Annotated in this window: 14 protein-coding genes; 3 read left to right on the top strand and 11 right to left on the bottom strand. The window is 65.5% G+C overall.

Annotated elements, in window-relative coordinates; genetic code table 11:
* Positions 1–74: 74 nt before the first annotated feature.
* On the top strand, positions 75–2,252 hold the full coding sequence (locus CDO44_RS04500) for a malate synthase G (RefSeq protein WP_087779251.1): 2,178 nt from the start codon (positions 75–77) through the stop codon (positions 2,250–2,252).
* Between the two features lie 284 nt (positions 2,253–2,536).
* On the opposite strand, the gene CDO44_RS04495 is transcribed toward CDO44_RS04500, so the two are convergent.
* A complete protein-coding gene (locus CDO44_RS04495; protein WP_087779276.1) occupies positions 2,537–3,178 on the bottom strand; it encodes a peroxiredoxin-like family protein in 642 nt (213 codons plus the stop codon).
* A 124-nt stretch (positions 3,179–3,302) separates the two neighbouring features.
* Here CDO44_RS04495 and CDO44_RS04490 point away from each other — a divergent pair, with 124 nt between their 5' ends.
* Both CDO44_RS04490 and CDO44_RS04485 read left to right on the top strand, forming a co-directional pair.
* The gene (locus tag CDO44_RS04490) at positions 3,303–4,328 is read left to right on the top strand and encodes a tripartite tricarboxylate transporter substrate binding protein (RefSeq protein ID WP_087779250.1); all 1,026 of its coding nucleotides are present in this window, start codon (positions 3,303–3,305) and stop codon (positions 4,326–4,328) included.
* An 83-nt stretch (positions 4,329–4,411) separates the two neighbouring features.
* On the top strand, positions 4,412–5,386 hold the full coding sequence (locus CDO44_RS04485) for a 2-dehydropantoate 2-reductase (RefSeq protein ID WP_087779249.1): 975 nt from the start codon (positions 4,412–4,414) through the stop codon (positions 5,384–5,386).
* 24 nt (positions 5,387–5,410) lie between these two features.
* Here CDO44_RS04485 and CDO44_RS04480 read toward each other — a convergent pair whose 3' ends face one another.
* The 10 genes from CDO44_RS04480 to nuoG all read right to left on the bottom strand — a co-directional run bounded on the left by CDO44_RS04480 (position 5,411) and on the right by nuoG (position 16,341).
* Complete coding sequence (locus CDO44_RS04480; RefSeq protein WP_087779248.1) at positions 5,411–5,992, bottom strand: NUDIX domain-containing protein; 582 nt, start codon at positions 5,990–5,992, stop codon at positions 5,411–5,413.
* Positions 5,989–6,309: a DUF2818 family protein gene (locus CDO44_RS04475; RefSeq protein WP_087779247.1), complete on the bottom strand. Its 321-nt coding sequence runs from the start codon at positions 6,307–6,309 to the stop codon at positions 5,989–5,991. Before CDO44_RS04475 ends, CDO44_RS04480 begins: the two co-directional genes overlap by 4 nt.
* A gap of 75 nt (positions 6,310–6,384) precedes the next feature.
* Positions 6,385–7,866, bottom strand: a complete 1,482-nt coding sequence (gene nuoN / locus CDO44_RS04470) for an NADH-quinone oxidoreductase subunit NuoN (protein ID WP_087779246.1) — start codon at positions 7,864–7,866, stop codon at positions 6,385–6,387.
* Positions 7,867–7,884: 18 nt separating this feature from the next.
* The gene (locus tag CDO44_RS04465) at positions 7,885–9,372 is read right to left on the bottom strand and encodes an NADH-quinone oxidoreductase subunit M (protein ID WP_198951299.1); all 1,488 of its coding nucleotides are present in this window, start codon (positions 9,370–9,372) and stop codon (positions 7,885–7,887) included.
* An 11-nt stretch (positions 9,373–9,383) separates the two neighbouring features.
* The gene (gene nuoL / locus CDO44_RS04460; RefSeq protein ID WP_087779244.1) at positions 9,384–11,420 is read right to left on the bottom strand and encodes an NADH-quinone oxidoreductase subunit L; all 2,037 of its coding nucleotides are present in this window, start codon (positions 11,418–11,420) and stop codon (positions 9,384–9,386) included.
* A 27-nt stretch (positions 11,421–11,447) separates the two neighbouring features.
* Positions 11,448–11,756: an NADH-quinone oxidoreductase subunit NuoK gene (nuoK, locus tag CDO44_RS04455; protein WP_087779243.1), complete on the bottom strand. Its 309-nt coding sequence runs from the start codon at positions 11,754–11,756 to the stop codon at positions 11,448–11,450.
* Positions 11,753–12,400: an NADH-quinone oxidoreductase subunit J gene (locus CDO44_RS04450; protein WP_087779242.1), complete on the bottom strand. Its 648-nt coding sequence runs from the start codon at positions 12,398–12,400 to the stop codon at positions 11,753–11,755. The genes nuoK and CDO44_RS04450 overlap by 4 nt, the downstream gene beginning before the upstream one ends.
* 9 nt (positions 12,401–12,409) lie before the next feature.
* Positions 12,410–12,898 (bottom strand): NADH-quinone oxidoreductase subunit NuoI, encoded by a 489-nt coding sequence (gene nuoI / locus CDO44_RS04445; protein WP_087779241.1) that lies wholly within the window; start codon positions 12,896–12,898, stop codon positions 12,410–12,412.
* 42 nt (positions 12,899–12,940) lie between these two features.
* Positions 12,941–14,014 carry an NADH-quinone oxidoreductase subunit NuoH gene (nuoH, locus tag CDO44_RS04440; RefSeq protein WP_087779240.1) on the bottom strand — a complete coding sequence of 358 codons (1,074 nt, stop codon included), beginning with the start codon at positions 14,012–14,014 and terminating at the stop codon, positions 12,941–12,943.
* On the bottom strand, positions 14,014–16,341 hold the full coding sequence (gene nuoG, locus CDO44_RS04435; RefSeq protein ID WP_087779239.1) for an NADH-quinone oxidoreductase subunit NuoG: 2,328 nt from the start codon (positions 16,339–16,341) through the stop codon (positions 14,014–14,016). The genes nuoH and nuoG overlap by 1 nt, the downstream gene beginning before the upstream one ends.
* Positions 16,342–16,372: the final 31 nt, after the last annotated feature.

Below are 16,372 nucleotides of genomic sequence, written 5' to 3'. Positions count from 1 at the left end.
CGTTTATCATCGATACATTCCATTGGGCGGTCCGCGAGGCCGCCAGCACCATCGGGCATTGCCAGGAGAACCTCATGACGGAACGCACCAACCGCCACGGCCTGCAAGTGGCGAACCAGCTTGACCGCTTCATCGAAGAAGAAGCGCTGCCCGGCTCCGGCCTGGACAGCGACGGCTTCTGGGAGGGCTTCTCGCGGATCGTGCACGACCTCGCCCCCAAGAACCGCGCACTGCTGGCCGAACGCGACCGCCTGCAGGCCGAGATCGACGCCTGGCATCGCGCCCATCCGGGCCCCATCCGCGACCAGGCCGCCTATCGCGCCTTCCTCGAACGCATCGGCTACCTGCTGCCGCAGCCCGAACAAGTCCGCGTCGCCACCGACAACGTCGATACCGAGATCGCGGAACAGGCCGGCCCGCAGCTCGTGGTGCCGGTCTCCAACCAGCGTTACGCGCTGAACGCCGCCAACGCCCGCTGGGGCAGCCTGTACGACGCCCTTTACGGCACCGACGCCCTGCCCGAGAGCGACGGCGCCGAGCGCGGCACCGGCTACAACCCGGTCCGGGGACGCGCGGTCATCGCCCGCGCGCGCGCCTTCCTCGACCAGGCCGCTCCGCTGGCCCAGGGATCGCACGCGGACGCCACCGCCTACTCGGTGCGCGACGGCAAGCTCGTGGTGGCCGGCAAGCAAGGCGAAACCGGGCTGCGCCGGCCCGAACAGTTCATCGGTTACCAGGGCCAGCCGCAGGCGCCCTCGGCCATCCTGCTCAAGAACAACGGCCTGCATTTCGAGATCCAGATCGACCGCGCCAGCCAGATCGGCGCCACCGACGCGGCCGGCGTGAAGGACGTGGTCCTGGAATCGGCGATCACCACCATCATGGACTGCGAAGACTCGGTCGCCGCGGTCGACACCGAGGACAAGGTCAAGATCTACCGCAACTGGTTCGGCCTGAACAAGGGGGACCTGACCGAGGAAGTCACCAAGAATGGCAAGACCTTCACCCGCCGCCTGAACGCCGACCGTCAATACACCGCCGCCGACGGATCGTCGCTTACGCTGCACGGCCGCTCGCTGATGTTCGTGCGCCATGTCGGCCACCTCATGACCAACCCGGCCGTGCTCGACCGGGACGGTAACGAAATCCCGGAAGGCATCCTGGACGCCGTCGTCGCCACGCTGGTGTCGTTGCCCGACCGGAAGCTCAGGCGCAACTCCCGCAAAGGGTCGTTCTACATCGTCAAGCCGAAGATGCATGGCCCGGCCGAAGTCGCCTTCGCCAACGAGCTGTTCGACCGCGTGGAAGACCTGCTCAAGCTGCCGCGCCATTCGCTCAAGATGGGCATCATGGACGAGGAACGCCGCACCAGCGTCAACCTCAAGGCCTGCATCGCCGCGGCCAGCGCCCGCGTGGCCTTCATCAACACCGGCTTCCTGGACCGCACCGGCGACGAAATCCATACCGCCATGGAAGCCGGCCCCATGCTGCGCAAGGGCGACATGAAATCCTCGGCCTGGATCGCCGCCTATGAACGCAGCAACGTACTGATTGGCCTGGACGCCGGCCTGCGCGGCCGCGCTCAGATCGGCAAGGGCATGTGGGCCATGCCCGACATGATGGCCGCCATGCTGGAGCAGAAGATCGCCCATCCCAAGGCCGGCGCCAACACCGCCTGGGTCCCCTCGCCCACCGCGGCCACCCTGCATGCGCTGCACTACCATCAGGTGGACGTGCAGGCCGTCCAGCAGGAACTGGAGAAGACCCGACTGAGCGCCGTCGGCGAGGAACTGCTGCAGGGCCTGCTGACCGTGCCCGTCGGCGACCCGTCCGCCTGGTCTCCGGCCGATATCCAGCAGGAACTGGAGAACAACGCCCAGGGCATCCTCGGCTACGTCGTGCGCTGGATCGACCAGGGCGTCGGCTGCTCCAAGGTACCCGACATCCATAACATCGGCCTGATGGAAGACCGCGCCACGCTGCGCATCTCGAGCCAGCACATCGCCAACTGGCTGCGCCACGGCATCACCAACGAATCGCAGGTGCGCGAAGTACTCAAGCGCATGGCCAAGGTGGTAGACCAGCAGAACGCCGGCGACCCGCACTACCAGCCCATGTCCGGCAACGAGGAAAAGTCGCTGGCCTTCCAGGCCGCTTCGGCCTTGATCTTCGAGGGCCGCAGCCAGCCCAACGGCTATACCGAACCGCTGCTGCACGCGTACCGCGCCAAGACAAAAGCGCAAGCCCGCTAACCCCACACCCCGCCCCCCCGCCGCAGGTCGTGTCCGGTGCGCGGTGGGGGCGGCCGGCCCGGTGGGGCGCATTCGGCGCCGCCGGTTTCGGCATGGTCGGCGGGGAAGCAAGGGCGCAGCTGTTCGAGCGCGGCAGTAGGGACAGTCCGGGGGACTGTCCCCGCGCGAGTTCTGCGCCCGCCCCGCCGGCCATGCCGAAACCGGGAAGTCCCGGCAAAGCCGGGACCGGTGTCGCTGCGCCCTACCGGGCCGGCCGCTCCCACCGCGCACCGGACACGACCGACTCAAGAACCCTTCCCCGCCTCCCCCGCATACTGATCCACCGCCCCCGCCATTTCCTTGAGCACCTGCTCCATCGACTTCGTCCCGTACGGATAGAACGCCTTCTTATCCCCCTGCTCCCAACGGCGCCTCACCTCCGGATCCCGAAGGTCCCAATCCGGCCGGATCTCCCGCGTAAGCTCGCGCAACTCCCCATGCAATTCCGCCACCGACGGACGCCCCCAGTAGTAATAGCCATTCCAGACCTTATGGATGCGCAGCCCCGGCGCCAGCAGCAACGTATGCGGAATCATCGGCTGATGCTGCGGATCCGTGTATTCCAGGATGCCGAGCTCGTCCCGAACCCGTCTCGCTTCATCATATAGAAAAGGATAATGCGCCCCCAGCTGCTGCCGCAGATTATTGGTCGTGTGCCAGTCGTCCGTGGTGATGACCACCAGCCGGCAATTGCCCACAACCAGTTGCGGATGAAACCTCGTCAACGCCTTGAGCTGCTCGCGGTCCTTGGGGCAGAAAAAACCGCGGATCAGCACCAGCAGCAAAGGATCATCGCCCTGCAGCGCCGACAACGCGCGGGCCGTCTTCGTATGGTCCGGCAGGACGTAATCGGGGAAAACCTGCCCCGCTTCCAGCTTCACAGTCATGATGTGCTCTCCGGATAAAAACGCTCCGGGGTACGCGGCAAGCGCCGTGCCCACGCGGCTTTGACGCGATGCGGCACGCCCACTATTCTTAGCGGGCAAAAGCGAACTCATCAGGAGACAGACCATGCCCATCCGCCCGGCCCGCCGCACCCAAACCCCGTCCGCGCGCCGCGATTTCCTCGTGCGGCTTGCCGTCGCCGCCGCCCTATCCGGCGCGGCCGTCCTGCCCGCGGCCCAGGCCGCCGACGCCTATCCGTCCAGACCCGTCACGCTGGTCACCTCGTTCTCGGTCGGCAGCGGCCCGGATACGGTGCTGCGCCTGGTCGCCGACCGGCTGGGCAAGGCCTGGGGCCAGCGCGTCGTGGTCGAGAACCGCCCGGGCGGCGCCGGCTTCATCGCCATCGACGCGTTCAAGCGCTCGGCGCCCGACGGCTATTCCCTGCTGCAGCTCGACAGCGAACAACTGGCCGCGCTGCCGCACCTGTACAAGAGCCGCAACTACGATCCGGACAAGATCTTCGATCCGGTCGCCACCCTCTTCATCACCCCCTTCCTGGTCTCGGTTTCCGCCCAGTCGCCGTGGAAATCCGTCTCCGACCTCGTCGCCGCGGCCAAGGCCAAGCCCGGCCAGGTCACCTACGGATCCTGGGGCATAGGCAGCCCCGGCCACCTCGGCGGCATCGCGCTCGAAAGCGAGGCCAACCTCTCGATGCAACACGTGCCCTACAAGGAAGTGGGCCAGCTGTACGCCGCCGTCAGCAACCAGGAAGTGAACTGGAGCATGGCGACGATCGCCTCCAGCCAGGGGCCCTACCAGGCCGGCAAGCTGCGCTACATCGCGGTCGCGGCGCCCAAGCGCATTCCGCAGATGCCCGAAGTGCCCACCGTGGCCGAAAGCGGCGGCCCCGCCAGCCTCGACGTCAATTCCTTCGTCGTCCTGCTCGCGCCCAAGGGCATCCCGCCCGCCATCCGCGACAAGATCAACGCCGACGTGGCCAAGATCGTGGCCGATCCCGAAATCAAGAAGCGCCTGGATACCTTCGCCTTCCAGACCATCAGCTGGTCGCCGGAGGAAATCCACCGCCAGGTCTCGGCCAAGTCCCGGACCTACCAGAAGCTGATCCAGAAGGCCAACGTGACGCTGGAATAGGAAGCGACAGCAAGGCTCGACCGTTTGCAGCCGGCACGCGCCTGTAGGCGGTCTGCCGTGGACCAGATGCACGAGGAACAATCATGAAGGTTTGCATCGTCGGCGCCGGCGCCATCGGCGGTTTCATCGGCGCGCGGCTGGCCGCCGCCGGCCAATGCGAGGTCAGCGCCCTGGCGCGCGGCGCCACGCTGCGGGCGCTGCAATCCCACGGCTGGCGCCTGCGGCAGGACGGCGAACTCGTCCAGGCGCCTGCCCGGGCCAGCGACCGACCGGAAGAGCTGGGCGCTCAGGACCTCGTCGTGATCGCCGTGAAGGGTCCGGCCCTGGCGGAAGTGGCGAGCAGGCTTGGACCGTTGCTCGGCCCGGACACGGCGGTGATGCCCGCGATGAACGGCGTGCCGTGGTGGTTCGCCCATGGCGTCTTTCCGCCGGAGTCGGCTGCGCTGGCCTGCGTGGATCCGGATGGCGCCATCGCCCGGGCCATTCCGCTGGCGCGCGTCATCGGCTGTGTCGTCCATGCGAGCACGGCTACGCCCGAACCTGGCCTGGTGCAGCATCACATGGGGTGCGGCCTCATCGTTGGGGAACCGGACGCCGCGCCGTCCAGCCGGGTCGAGCGTGCGGTTGCGCTGCTTGCCGAGGCGGGTTTCGAGGTCAAGGCCTCGCAGAACATACGGCAGGAGATCTGGTACAAGCTCTGGGGCAATTTGACGATGAATCCGGTCTCGGCGATGACCGGGGCCACGATCGATCTCGTCCTGGCGGATCCGCTGGTGCGCAGGTTCTGCTCGGATGCGATGGACGAGGCGGCGCGCATCGGGCGCGAACTGGGTTGCGCCATCGAACAGAGCGCCGAGGATCGCCACGCGGTGACGGAGAAGCTGGGAGCGTTCAAGAGCTCGATGCTGCAGGACGTGGAGGCCGGGCGGGCAATCGAGCTCGACGGGATCGTGGCGGCGGTTCGGGAGTTGGGGCAGAAGGTGGGCGTGCCTACGCCCAATATCGATGCGCTTTTCGGGCTTGCCCGGCTATTTGGGCGGGTCCGCGGGTTGTATTGATGGCGGTGCCCCCTACTGTCCGGGTCAGCGCTTGGCGAGGGCTTCTTTCACGAAGAACGCGCCGATCACCGTCTTGACGTCGGTGACCTCGCCCTTGGCGATCCACGTCATCAGGTCATCGAGGGGCGCGGTGAATATCTCGAGGAATTCATTCTCGTCCAGCTTCTGTTCGCCGCGCTCGAGGTCTTCGGCCAGGAACAGGATGATGCGTTCGTTGGCGTAGGCGATGGCGTTGTGGATGGTAGTCAGTTCGGTCCACTTGCGGGCGCGATAGCCGGTTTCCTCGAGCAGCTCACGCTGCGCAGTGGCCAACGGGGCTTCGCCGGCGTCGATCTTGCCGGCCGGGAATTCGACGAAGGCGCGGTGCATGGGATAGCGGTACTGGCGCACCAGCACGACTTGCCCGTCGGGAAGCAGCGGCACGATCATCGATGCGCCGGGGTGCATGATGTACTCGCGCGTGGCGGTGGCGCCACCGGGCAGCTTGACGGTGTCGCGGCGCACGTCGAGCAGCTTGCCCCTGAACACGGATTCGCTCGTCAGGGGCTCTTCGCGCAGCCGTTGCGAGCTCTGCGCCAGTTCTTCCAAGGCTCGGTCACGACTCATCCCGAGCTCCGCTTAAAGAGATAACGATAGACGAAACCGGGATAAGCCAGCACCAGGTACAGCGTAAGCGTGATGGCGTAGAACTGCCAGCCCTGGGGAAAGACGTTGCCCAGGCTGGCCTCGAACCCGATGCCGATGGCGCCGACCACGAGATACAGCACTAGCACCTCGGCCAGCCGCAGCCAGAACGGCTTGCTCGCCGGCACGCCTGCGCGGCGGAAAGCGATCGCGCCGAAGACGCGTTCCGTCAGGAACGGCAGGTTGGCGGTCACCAATGCCAGCAGGATAAGGACGTAGATGGCGAGGGTCTGTTTCAAGGCGGTATTCCTGGCACGACGAATCTGTTCCGGGGCAGCCGCGGCACACCGGCCGCGGCTGCTACCGCCGGAAGGTCAGAGGGCGAGCGAGTTGGCGATCGCCTGGGCGCACAGGGCGACCAGCGGCGCGGGGAAGACGCCCAGTATCAGCAGCAGCGCGCCGTTGACGGACAGCACCGTGCGGAAACCGGCCGAGCCCTCCAGCGGCGCCTGGTCGACGGGATCGTCGAAGTACACGACCTTGACCACTCGCAGGTAGTAGAACGCGCCGATCAGCGAGAACAGCACCGCCACGACCGCCAGCACGATATGGTTGGCCTGCACCAGCGATTGCAGCACCGCCAGCTTGGAATAGAACCCGACCGTGGGGGGAATGCCGGTGAGCGAGAACATCTGCACCAGCATCACGCCGGCGAACCAGGGGTTGCGGCGGTTCAGGCCCTTGAGGTCATCGACGTTCTCGCATTCGAAGCCCGAGCGCGACAGCAGCATCAGTACGCCGAACGAGCTGAGGGTGGTCAGCACGTAGACGATCACGTAGAACATGGCCGATGTGTAGGCGTTCTGCGCGTTGAACGCGCTGCCCTCGACCACGCCCGACATCAGGCCCAGCAGCACGAAGCCCATATGGGAAATGGTCGAATAGGCCAGCATGCGCTTGATGTTGGTCTGCATGATGGCGGCCAGGTTGCCGATGGCCAGCGACAGCACTGCCATGATCGCCAGCATGGGCTGCCAGTCGGCGGCCAGGCCGAACAGGCCGTCCACCAGCAGGCGCAGCACGATGGCGAAGGCAGCGAGCTTGGGGGCCCCGCCCAGCAGCAGCGTCACGGCCGTAGGCGCACCCTGGTAGACGTCGGGTACCCACATGTGGAACGGCACCACGCCCAGCTTGAATGCCAGGCCGGCCACCAGGAACACCAGGCCGAAGACCAGGATCATGTGGTTCTGGCCGGCATCGGCCGTGGCCAGGGCGATGTCAGCCAGGTTCAAGGTGCCGGTCGCGCCGTAGATCATGGACATGCCGTACAGCAGCAGGCCGGAAGCCAGCGCGCCGAGCACGAAATACTTCATCGCCGCTTCGGTGGAAACCGTGTGCTCGCGGCGCAGCGCCACCAGCGCGTAGAACGACAGCGACATCAGCTCCAGGCCGAGGTAGATGGTCAGCATGTTGCCGGCCGAGATCATGACCATCTGGCCCAGCAGCGCGAGCAGCGACAGCACGTAGAATTCGCCGCCGCGAAGCATGCCGCGGTCCTTGGCGTAGGACTTGCCGTAGATCAGCGTCACGCCGACCGCGATGTACGAGCACACCTTGAGCACATGGGAGAGGCCGTCGGCCAGGTACATGCCGTCGAAGGCGGAGCCCTGCACGCCCGAGGCCAGGTCCGACAGGCTCATCCAGCTCAGCACCACCAGCGCCAGCAGCGACAGGATGTGCGTCAGCGCGCGGCCTTCGTCCTTGACGAACAGGTCGATCAGCAAGATGGCGGACGTCAGCACCAGCAGCGTGATCTCCGGTGCGACGAGGGACAGGTTCAGATTGGCAAATTCCATTGCTTAACGTCCGGCGTCTTACAGTTTCGAAATGGCGACGTGCTTGAGCAGCGCATCGACCGAGACGTGCATCACGTCGGTAAAGGGTGCGGGATGGACGCCCATGTACAGCACGGCGATGGCCATCACGCCCAGGATGAAGAACTCGCGGCTGTTGACGTCGGCCAGCTCGCGCACGTGCTGGTGGGTGATCTCGCCGAACACGACGCGCTTGACCATCCACAGGGAATACGCCGCGCCCAGGATCAGGGCGGTGGCGGCCAAAAGGCCGATCCAGAAGTTGTACTCGACCGAGCCCATGATGACGAAGAACTCGCCCACGAAGCCGCTGGTGGCCGGCAGGCCGCTGTTGGCCATCGAGAACAGCACGAAGAAGGTCGCGAACTTGGGCATGGTGTTGACCACGCCGCCGTAATCGGCGATGCGGCGCGAGTGCACCCGGTCGTACAGCACGCCTATGCACAGGAACATCGCGCCCGACACGAAACCGTGCGACACCATCTGCACGATGGCGCCCTCGACGCCGGCGGTATTGAAGATGAAGAAGCCCAGCGTGACGAAGCCCATGTGGGCCACCGACGAATAGGCCACCAGCTTCTTCATGTCGTCCTGCACCAGGGCAACCAGGCCGATGTAGATGACGGCGATCAGCGACAGCGCAATCATCAGGCCGGACAGGCTATGCGCGGCATCGGGCACGATCGGCAGGGACAGCCGCAGGAAACCGTAGGCGCCCAGCTTCAGCATGATGGCAGCCAGCACCACGGAACCGCCGGTGGGCGCCTCCACGTGGGCATCGGGCAGCCAGGTGTGCACCGGCCACATCGGCACCTTGACCGCGAAAGCCATCAGGAACGCCAGGAAGATCAGGATCTGCTCGGTGTGCCCCAGCGGCAGCTTGTGCCATGCCAGGATGTCGAACGAACCGCCGGCCGAGTACCACAGGTAGATGAAAGCCACCAGCGTCAGCAGCGAACCCAGCAACGTATACAGGAAGAACTTGAACGCCGCATAGACCCGGTTCGGGCCGCCCCACACGCCGATGATGACGTACATCGGGATCAGCGTCGCCTCGAAGAACACGTAGAACAGCAGGCCGTCCAGCGCGGCGAACACGCCGATCATGAGGCCCGACAGTATCAGGAACGCGCCCATGTACTGCGCGACGCGGCTGGTGATCACTTCCCAGCCCGCCAGCACCACGATGATGGTGATGAACGCGGTCAGCAGCACGAACCAGAGCGAGATGCCGTCCACGCCCAGGTAGTAGGAAACGCCGTACTGGGCAATCCAGGAGGTTTTCTCGACGAACTGCATTTGGGCCGTCGAGGAATCGAAGCCGGTATAGAGCGGCAGCGTCACCAGGAAGCCTGCGATCGCGCCGATGAGGGACAGGACCCGCGCCACCGTGGGGTTGCTGTCGCGGCCCACCGCCAGCACCAGCGCGCCAAACACGATCGGGGTGAAGATCGCAAGCGAGAGCCACGGAAAAGAAGTTTGAGCCATATCGCTTGCCATCAATTGTTCAGCAGGACGAAGAAGGTAACCAGGGCCATGATGCCGACGATCATGGCGAAGGCGTAGTGATAGATGTAGCCGGACTGCAGGTGGCGCACCACCCCCGCGAACCAGCCCACCAGGCGGGCACTGCCGTTGACCAGCAGGCCGTCGATCAGCGACCGGTCGCCCACCTTCCACAGGCCGCCGCCCAGCACGCGGGCGCCGCGCGCGAAGACGGCTTCATTGATCTTGTCCATGTAGTACTTGTTGTCGAGCAGGTTGTACAGCCAGCCTGCGCGGGCCTTGATGGCAGCGGGAATGGCCGGGTTGACCATGTAGAAGTACCAGGCCACGACCACGCCGGCCAGCATCAGCCAGAAAGGCGCGGTGCCGAAGGCATGCAGGCCGTAGGCCACCCAGCCGTGGAAATGCTCGGCCAGGTGATCCATGACGGGATGCTCGGGCGAATTGAAGATCACGCCCTTGAAGAAATCGCCGAACAGCATGGGCCCGATGGCGATGGCGCCGATGACGACCGACGGGATCGCCAGCAGCATCAGCGGCACCGTCACCACCGCGGGCGACTCGTGCGGCACGCCGCCATGATGGCCGTGATCGTCGTGGCCATGGTCGCCGTGTCCCTGCGCATGGTCGTCATGGCCATGCCCGTGCGCGCCCGAGGTGTCGAACCGCTCCTTGCCGTGGAACACCATGAAGTACAGGCGGAAGGAGTAGAACGCCGTCACGAACACGCCGGCCAGCGTGGCGAAATAGGCAAACCCGGATCCCCAGACGTGGGAGAGCTTGGCCGCCTCGATGATGTTTTCCTTCGAGTAGAAGCCGGCGAAGAACGGCGTGCCGATCAGGGCCAGCGAGCCCAGCAGGAAGGTGATCCAGGTGATGGGCATGTACTTGCGCAGGCCGCCCATGTTGCGGATGTCCTGGTCGTGGTGCATGCCGATGATGACCGAGCCCGCAGCCAGGAACAGCAGCGCCTTGAAGAAGGCGTGGGTCATCAGGTGGAAGATCGCCACCGAGTAGGCCGAGGCGCCCAGGGCCACGGTCATGTAGCCCAGCTGCGACAGCGTCGAGTAGGCCACCACGCGCTTGATGTCGTTCTGGATGATGCCCAGGAAGCCCATGAACAGCGCGGTGATCGCACCGATGACGATGATGAAGGACAGCGCCGTGGTCGACAGCTCGTACAGCGGCGAGAAGCGCGCCACCATGAAGATGCCCGCCGTGACCATGGTCGCGGCGTGGATCAGCGCGGAGATCGGGGTCGGGCCTTCCATCGAGTCGGGGAGCCACACGTGCAGAGGGAACTGCGCCGACTTGCCCATCGCGCCCACGAACAAGGCGATGCAGGCCACGGTCAGCAGCATCCAGTCGGTGCCGGGGAAAAGCATGCCCGCCAGCTTGTCCGACTGCGAGAACACCTCGGTGTAGTTCATGGAGCCGGCATAGGCGAACAGCAGGCCGATACCCAGCACGAAGCCGAAGTCCCCTACCCGGTTCACCAGGAAGGCCTTCATGTTGGCGAAGATGGCGGTGGGACGGGTGTACCAGAAGCCGATCAGCAGGTAGGAGACCAGGCCCACGGCTTCCCAGCCGAAGAAGAGCTGGAGCATGTTGTTGGACATGACCAGCATCAGCATCGAGAACGTGAACAGCGAGATGTACGCGAAGAAGCGCTGGTACCCGGGATCGTCCTTCATGTAGCCGATGGTGTAGATGTGCACCATCAGCGACACCGAGGTGACCACCACCATCATCATGGCCGACAGGGAGTCGATCATGAAGCCGATTTCCAGCTTGATGCCGCCGATCGCGCTCCAGGTGTAGAGCGCGCCGTTGAAGGTATTGCCCGCCAGCACGTCGTTCAGCACGAAGACCGAACCGATGGCCGAGACCAGCACGCCCAGGATGGTCACCCAGTGGGCGCCGGCCCGGCCTACCCAGCGCCCGAGGAAACCGGTGCCGAACAAGCCTGCGATGATGGACCCGACCAGCGGGGCGAAAGCGATGAGGAGATAGAGCTTAGGTACCGACATGTCTTGATTTTCTCGTAGCCCGGACCGTCAGCCCTTCAGCCGGTCAAGTTCGTCAACGTTGATCGTGTTCAGGTTGCGGAACAATACAACCAGGATGGCCAGGCCGATGGCGGACTCGGCGGCCGCCACGGTCAGGATGAAGAACACGAACACCTGCCCGCTCAGATCGCCCATCCAGCTCGAAAAGGCGACGAAATTCATGTTCACCGCAAGCAGCATCAGTTCGATCGCCATCAGGAGGACGATGATGTTCTTGCGGTTGAGGAATATGCCGACGATGCTGATGGCGAACAGGATCGCCCCCAGCACGAGGAAATGGCCGAGAGTCAGGGTCATGGTTGGCTTCCCTTGGAGTCGGAGGCGGCAGGCGCGGCGGCGCCCTCGCCCTGCTGGGAATTTTCGGTTTGCGACGGAATCGTTACCAGGCGCACGCGATCCTGGCGGCGCACGCGGATCTGTTCGGACGGCCGCGTCACCTTGACGTCGGACCGGCGGCGCAGCGTCAGCGCGATGGCGGCCACCATGCCCACCAGCAGGATGACGGCGGCGATCTCCACGGCGTAGATGTATTCGGTGTACATCGCCACGCCGATGGCGCGCGTATTGTTGAAGTCGGCCGGCGCCTGGGGCACGCTGGGATCCCAATAGGCATTGGCCAGCACGAAGGCCATTTCCCCCACCATGATGGCGCCCACCACGATGCCCATGGGCAGGTAGGTCCGGAACCCTTCGCGCAGTTTGGCGCTATCGATGTCCAGCATCATCACCACGAACAGGAACAGCACCATCACCGCGCCCACGTAGACCAGCACCAGCAGGATGGCGAGGAACTCGGCCTTCAGCAGCATCCAGATCATGGAGGCGGTGAAGAACGACAGCACCAGGTGCATGACGGCGGTGACGGGGCTGCGCGCGACGATGACCCGGCAGGCGGCCACGACGAGGATCGCGGCAAAGATATAGAACAGTATGGCGGTCATGGTTTTCGGTTACCGGTATTTCGCATCCTGCGCGCGGTTCTGCGCGATTTCGGCTTCGTAGCGGTCGCCGACCGCCAGCAGCATTTCCTTGGTGAAATACAGGTCGCCCCGCTGTTCGCCGTGGTACTCGTGGATGTGCGTCTCGACGATGGAGTCGACCGGGCAGCTTTCCTCGCAGAAACCACAGAAAATGCACTTGGTCAGGTCGATGTCGTAGCGGTTGGTGCGGCGGGTACCGTCCTCGCGCACTTCCGACTCGATCGTGATGGCCACCGCCGGGCAGACCGCCTCGCACAGCTTGCAGGCGATGCAGCGCTCTTCCCCGTTGGGATAGCGGCGCAAGGCGTGCAGGCCGCGAAAGCGCGGAGACATCGGGGTCTTCTCCTCGGGATACTGCACCGTGATCTTGCGGGCGAACATGTACCGCCCCGTCAGGCGCAATCCCTTGAGGAGCTCGGTCAGCATCAGGCTGCCGAAGAATTCCTTGATCGCTTGCATGTTTCAGTCCTGCCTATTCTTTGGCTCGCACGCGGCGGGCGTTTACTTCCAGATGTTCCAGGGCGTCTGCATCCAGACCGCCACCACGAGCAGCCAGACCAGCGTCAGCGGGATGAAGATCTTCCAGCCCAGGCGCATGATCTGGTCATAGCGGTAGCGCGGGAAAGACGCACGGAACCAGATGAACATCGAGACCACGACGAACGTCTTGAGCGCCAGCCATATCCAGCCCGGCACCCAGGTGAAGGGCGCCACGTCGATGGGAGGCAGCCAGCCGCCCAGGAACATGATCGAAGCCAGCGCGGACAACAGGATCATGTTGGCGTATTCGCCCAGGAAGAACAGGGCGAAGGTCATGCCCGAATATTCCACCATGTGGCCCGCCACGATCTCCGACTCGCCTTCGACCACGTCGAACGGGTGGCGGTTGGTTTCCGCCACGGCGGAGATCACGTAGATCACGAACAGCGGCAACAGCGGCAGCCAGTTCCAGGACAGGAACGACAGGCCCATGCCGGCGAAGCGGCCGTCTGCCTGCTTCAGGACGATCTCGCTCATGTTCAGGCTGCCGGACACCAGCAGCACCGTCACCAGCACGAAGCCGATGGCCAGTTCATAGGACACCATCTGCGCCGAAGCGCGCAGCGCACCCAGGAAGGCGTACTTCGAGTTCGACGCCCAGCCGGCGATGATCACGCCGTAGACGCCCAGCGAGGTGATCGCCATGATGTAGAGCAGGCCGGCGTTGACGTTGGCCAGCACGACCTCGGGGCCGAACGGCACCACTGCCCAGGCGGCCAGCGCCGGCATCAGCACCACGGCGGGCGCCACGATGTACAGCACCTTGTTGGCGTTGCTGGGAACGATCACTTCCTTGGTCAGCAGCTTGAGCACGTCGGCGAACGGCTGCAGCAGCCCCTTGGGACCGACGCGGTTGGGGCCGAGGCGGATGTGCATCCAGCCGATCATCTTGCGTTCCCAGTACGTGAGGTAAGCCACGCACAGGATGATGGGCACCGCGATGCAGACGATCTTGACGATGTTCCACACCACCGACCAGGCCACCGGGCCGATCAGCTCCGTTCCATGAGCCTGAAGGACGTCGATCCACTGCATCAGGCACGCTCCACGCTGAGTTGTTCGAACGCGCTGCCCAGTGCGAAGGTCGAGGCATGGGCGGCGGCAACACGCACGGCGCCGGCAGGCACCGTGTCATCCAGGGAAAGAAAGAGTTCGACCGAACCGGTGGCGGACTTCACGCGCACCCGGTCGCCGTCGGCCAGGCCGAGGCCGGCCAGGGTGGCCGCGTTGGCGCGCGCCTCCGGTGCGTCGGCGGCCGGCGCAGCCTGCAGCGACTCCGCGCGGCGCACGATGGCATCGCTGAAATACACCGGCACGTCGGCCACGCGCTGCAGGCCCTGGGCCGGCTGGCCCACGCCCGGCTTGGCGCCGATGGCATTGGACAGGCGGGGAGCGATCTCGCCAGCCAGTACCGCGTCGCGCACCGACTCCGAGGTCTCGTCGTCGAAGCCTGGCAGTTCCAGCGCATTGCCCAGCACGCGCAGCACCTTCCAGCCCGGGCGGGTCTGGCCCAGCGGGCGCACGGTGCCCTTGAAGCTCTGCGCCCTGCCCTCGGCGTTGACGAACGTGCCCGAGGTCTCGGTAAAGGGCGCGATCGGCAGCATGACGTGGGCCCAGTCCTGGGCGGCCGACCGGTACGGGGTCAGCGCCACGTTGAACTGCGCCGACCGCAGCGCCCGCACGGCGGCCACGCCATTGTCGGCGTCCAGCGCCGGCTCGGCATGCACCACGATATAGGCCTTGAGGGGCTCGGCGAACATCTGGGCCGCGGTCTTGCCGCCGCGCATGGGCACCGCTTCGGCCAGGTAGCCGCCGACGGTGTTGCCGCCCTCGGTCGTGAAGCCCAGGCGGGCGCCCGCGGCTTGGGCGATCAGCTGCGCATTGGCGGCCAGCGTGCTGGCCTGGGGATGTTGCACGGCCAGGTTGCCGAGCAGCACGGCCGCGTTTTCACCGGAGGCCAGCAGCGCGGCGATGCGGGTGGCCGCCTCGCCCGGCTGCACGTCGGCCAACTCGGGGGCGACGGCCACTTCCTTGGCCCGCGCGAGCGCCACGGCGATCTCGGCCAGCACCGACGGCAACGCCGCCGGCGCGACCGTGACGCGCTCGGCAACGGGCATCAGCGGATCGTCGGCCGCCACGTCGACCAGGACGACCTGCGTGCCGGCCTTGGCGGCCTGGCGCAGGCGCTGGGCCAGGAGCGGATGATCCTTGCGCAGGAACGAGCCGACCACCAGCACGCGGTCGAGCGTGCCGATGTCGGCCAGCGCCATACCCAGCCACGGCGCGCCGCTGCGGGCCGCATCGAAGCCGGCGTCGGTCTGGCGCAGCCGGAAATCGATGTTGTCGGAACCGAGCGCGCGCACCAGCCGCGCCAACAGGGCGAATTCCTCGGTGGTCGCGTACTGGGCCGCCAAGGCGCCGATCTGGCCGGCGCCGTAGCTGTTCTTGACCGACTGCAGGCCGGCGGCGACGAAGTCGAGCGCCTCGGCCCATTCCACCTCTTTCCACTGGCCGTCGGTGCCGCGCACCATCGGCGCGGTCAGGCGGTCCTCGCTGTTCAGTCCTTCGTACGAGAAGCGGTCGCGGTCGCTGATCCAGCACTCGTTGACGGCCTCGTTCTCGAACGGCACGACCCGCATCACGCGGTCATTCTTGACCTGGACGATCAGGTTGGCGCCGATGCTGTCATGCGGGCTGATGGACTTGCGGCGAGCCAGCTCCCAGGTACGGGCGCTGTAGCGGAACGGCTTGGAGGTCAGCGCGCCGACCGGGCACAGGTCGATCATGTTGCCCGACAGCTCGGACTCGACCGCGCGGCCCACGAAGGTGGTGATCTCGGAATGCTCGCCGCGGTTGAGCATGCCCAGCTCCATGACGCCGGCGATTTCCTGGCCGAAGCGCACGCAGCGGGTGCAGTGGATGCAGCGGGTCATTTCCTCGGCCGACACCAGCGGGCCGAGGTTCTTGTGGAACACCACACGCTTTTCCTCGGCGTAGCGCGAGGACGAGCCGCCGTAGCCAACCGCCAGGTCCTGCAGCTGGCACTCGCCGCCCTGGTCGCAGATAGGGCAATCGAGCGGGTGGTTGATCAGCAGGAACTCCATCACGCCCTTCTGGGCGTTGATGGCCTTCTCGGAAGCGGTGTGGACCACCATGCCGTTGCTGACCGGAGTAGCACAGGCGGGCAGCGGCTTGGGGGCCTTTTCCACGTCGACCAGACACATGCGGCAATTGGCCGCGATCGACAGCTTCTTGTGATAGCAGAAATGCGGCACGTAGAGGCCGACCTTCTGGGCGGCATGCATGATCATGCTGCCCTCGGCCACCTCCACTGTCTTGCCGTCGATCGTAATTTCAACCATCTTATTTCCGTTTGCCCCGTCGTCGGGCGGG

It is taken from the genome of Pigmentiphaga sp. NML080357 (assembly GCF_002188465.1).
Taxonomy (GTDB): domain Bacteria; phylum Pseudomonadota; class Gammaproteobacteria; order Burkholderiales; family Burkholderiaceae_B; genus Pigmentiphaga.
This window is presented reverse-complemented; position numbering and strand designations above follow the sequence as displayed.

Excerpts from the sequence above, each read along its gene's own strand:
- CDO44_RS04480 (WP_087779248.1), bottom strand. The coding sequence starts at position 5,992 with ATGAGTCGTGACCGAGCCTTGGAAGAACTGGCGCAGAGCTCGCAACGG.
- nuoG (WP_087779239.1), bottom strand. The coding sequence starts at position 16,341 with ATGGTTGAAATTACGATCGACGGCAAGACAGTGGAGGTGGCCGAGGGC.
- nuoL (WP_087779244.1), bottom strand. The coding sequence starts at position 11,420 with ATGTCGGTACCTAAGCTCTATCTCCTCATCGCTTTCGCCCCGCTGGTC.
- nuoI (WP_087779241.1), bottom strand. The coding sequence starts at position 12,898 with ATGCAAGCGATCAAGGAATTCTTCGGCAGCCTGATGCTGACCGAGCTC.
- CDO44_RS04450 (WP_087779242.1), bottom strand. The coding sequence starts at position 12,400 with ATGACCGCCATACTGTTCTATATCTTTGCCGCGATCCTCGTCGTGGCC.
- nuoK (WP_087779243.1), bottom strand. The coding sequence starts at position 11,756 with ATGACCCTGACTCTCGGCCATTTCCTCGTGCTGGGGGCGATCCTGTTC.
- CDO44_RS04495 (WP_087779276.1), bottom strand. The coding sequence starts at position 3,178 with ATGACTGTGAAGCTGGAAGCGGGGCAGGTTTTCCCCGATTACGTCCTG.
- CDO44_RS04500 (WP_087779251.1), top strand. The coding sequence starts at position 75 with ATGACGGAACGCACCAACCGCCACGGCCTGCAAGTGGCGAACCAGCTT.
- nuoH (WP_087779240.1), bottom strand. The coding sequence starts at position 14,014 with ATGCAGTGGATCGACGTCCTTCAGGCTCATGGAACGGAGCTGATCGGC.
- nuoN (WP_087779246.1), bottom strand. The coding sequence starts at position 7,866 with ATGGAATTTGCCAATCTGAACCTGTCCCTCGTCGCACCGGAGATCACG.
- CDO44_RS04490 (WP_087779250.1), top strand. The coding sequence starts at position 3,303 with ATGCCCATCCGCCCGGCCCGCCGCACCCAAACCCCGTCCGCGCGCCGC.
- CDO44_RS04465 (WP_198951299.1), bottom strand. The coding sequence starts at position 9,372 with ATGGCTCAAACTTCTTTTCCGTGGCTCTCGCTTGCGATCTTCACCCCG.
- CDO44_RS04485 (WP_087779249.1), top strand. The coding sequence starts at position 4,412 with ATGAAGGTTTGCATCGTCGGCGCCGGCGCCATCGGCGGTTTCATCGGC.